Annotated in this window: 1 protein-coding gene and 1 pseudogene; both read left to right on the top strand. The window is 69.1% G+C overall.

Annotation, left to right across the window (positions count from 1 at the left end):
* Positions 1–7: 7 nt before the first annotated feature.
* Positions 8–1,558, top strand: coding sequence for a hypothetical protein (locus tag EN807_RS32230; protein WP_135937905.1), 1,551 nt, complete (start codon positions 8–10; stop codon positions 1,556–1,558).
* Positions 1,555–1,805, top strand: a pseudogene (locus EN807_RS32225) (hypothetical protein); the annotation flags it as partial. The gene EN807_RS32230 and the pseudogene EN807_RS32225, both read left to right, overlap by 4 nt.

Here is a 1,805-nt window from a genome sequence, read left to right as displayed (position 1 = left end):
ATCCCACGTGAACGCGCTGTCCGAACAGATCCTTTCCGAATTGCGCCACCTGCTGAGCGAGATGAGCGACGGCGGCAGCGTCGGTCCGTCCGTCTATGACACGGCGCGAGCTCTGCAGTTCCACGGCACCGTCACCGGTCGGCAGGACGCATACGCGTGGCTCATCGCGCAGCAACAGGCCGATGGCGGATGGGGAAGCGCGGACTTCCCGCTGTTTCGCCATGCGCCCACGTGGGCGGCGTTGCTGGCATTGCAACGTGCCGATCCTCTTCCCGGCGCTGCCGACGCAGTCCAGGCTGCAACCCGGTTCCTCGAGCGCCAGCCCGATCCCTACGCGCAAGCGGTGCCGGAAGACGCGCCGATCGGCGCGGAGCTGATCCTACCGCAGTTGTGCGGCGAGGCCGCATCCTTGCTGGGCGGCGTGGCGTTTCCGCGCCACCCGGCGCTGTTGCCATTGCGGCAAGCGTGCCTGGTCAAGCTGGGGGCGGTGGCGACGTTGCCGAGCGGCCATCCGTTGCTGCACTCCTGGGAAGCCTGGGGCACGTCGCCGACCACCGCATGCCCGGATGACAACGGCAGCATCGGCATCAGTCCGGCGGCCACCGCAGCGTGGCGTGCGCACGCCGTGACACAGGGGAGCATGCCGCAGGTCGGGCGCGCCGACGCGTATCTGCAGGCGGCATCGCGGGCGACGCGCAGCGGCATCGAAGGCGTCGTTCCCAACGTCTGGCCGATCAATGTGTTCGAGCCATGCTGGTCGCTGTACACCCTGCATCTGGCCGGGCTGTTCGCGCATCCCGCGCTCGCCGAGGCGGTGCGCGTGATCGTCGCGCAGCTCGACGCCCGCCTGGGCGTGCGCGGTCTGGGCCCGGCCTTGCACTTCGCGGCCGATGCGGACGACACCGCCGTTGCGTTGTGCGTCCTGCGCCTTGCAGGCCGCGACCCGGCGGACGATGCTTTGCGCCATTTCGAAATCGGCGAGCTGTTCGTCACCTTCCCCGGCGAGCGCAATGCCTCGGTGTCGACCAACATCCATGCCCTGCATGCGTTGCGACTGTTGGGAAAGCCCTCCGCCGGCACCAGCGCCTACGTGGAGGCCAATCGCAACCCGCACGGTCTATGGGACAACGAAAAATGGCACGTTTCGTGGCTGTATCCCACAGCGCATGCGGTCGCTGCGCTGGCGCAAGGCAAGCCCCAGTGGCGCGACGAGCGCGCGCTGGCGGCGCTGCTGCAGGCGCAGCGCGACGACGGCGGCTGGGGCGCCGGTCGCGCGTCCACATTCGAGGAAACCGCCTATGCGCTGTTCGCGTTGCACGTGATGGACGGGAGCGAAGAGCCGACAGGACGCCGGCGCATCGCGCAGGCGGTGGCGCGTGCGCTGGAGTGGATGCTCGCCCGCCACGCGGTGCATGCATTGCCGCAGACGCCGCTGTGGATCGGCAAGGAACTGTATTGCCCCACCCGGGTCGTGCGCGTGGCCGAACTCGCCGGGTTGTGGCTGGCTCTTCGTTGGGGGCGGCGCGTCCTGGCCGAGAGAGCAGGAGCGGCGCCATGATCCAGACCGAACGCGCGCTGCAGCAGGTGCTGGAGTGGGGGCGTTCCCTGACCGGGTTCGCCGACGAGCATGCCGCGGAGGCGGTTAGGGGCGGCCAGTACATCCTGCAGCGCATCCACCCGAGCCTGCGCGACACCAGCGCCCGCACCGGCCGCGATCCGCAGGACGAAACGCTGATCGTGGCGTTCTATCGCGAACTGGCGCTGCTGTTCTGGCTCGACGATTGCAACGACCTTGGCCTGATCGC

Origin of the sequence: Mesorhizobium sp. M5C.F.Ca.ET.164.01.1.1, assembly GCF_004792125.1 — a bacterium.
In the GTDB taxonomy this organism is placed as follows: domain Bacteria; phylum Pseudomonadota; class Alphaproteobacteria; order Rhizobiales; family Rhizobiaceae; genus Mesorhizobium; species Mesorhizobium wenxiniae.
This window is presented reverse-complemented; position numbering and strand designations above follow the sequence as displayed.